The 434-nt window shown below is 68.2% G+C and carries 1 protein-coding gene; it reads left to right on the top strand.

Annotated elements, in window-relative coordinates; all coding sequences use genetic code 11:
* Positions 1–434 (top strand): TasA family protein (locus tag AB4Y81_RS21565; RefSeq protein WP_441996936.1); only part of this gene is annotated, 434 nt, incomplete at both ends.

Genomic DNA, 434 nt, shown 5'->3' with positions numbered 1-434 from the left:
ACCACCTCCGGCAAAATCCTCGCCTCCGTCGCACTGGTCGGCACCGCAGCCGCCGTCGCCGGCATGGGAACCTACGGCGCGTTCACCTCCTCCACCTCCGCCTCCCAAGCCGTCACCGCAGGCACCGTCACCATCGCCCTGGGCGCCCCCGGACCAGCCAACACCCTCAACGTCCCCATCGCAGGCCTGCTGCCCGGCGACAAAGTCGAAAAACTCGTCACCCTGGCCAACACCGGCAACTCCGACCTGAACAACGTCACCCTCACCACCTCCGCCGGCGCCACCGCCTCCCTCCTCACCACCGACACCACCAACGGCCTGCAACTGACCATCGAAAACTGCTCCACCCCCTGGACCGGCACCGCCGCCCCCTACACCTGCGCCGGCACCAAAACCACCGTCCTGGCCAACGGCCCCGTCATCGCAGCGAACAA

Origin of the sequence: Paenarthrobacter sp. TAF1, assembly GCF_052113825.1 — a bacterium.
Classification (GTDB): Bacteria; Actinomycetota; Actinomycetes; order Actinomycetales; family Micrococcaceae; genus Arthrobacter; species Arthrobacter nicotinovorans.
Note: the sequence above shows the minus strand (reverse complement) of the source record. Positions and strands in the feature narration are given on the sequence as shown.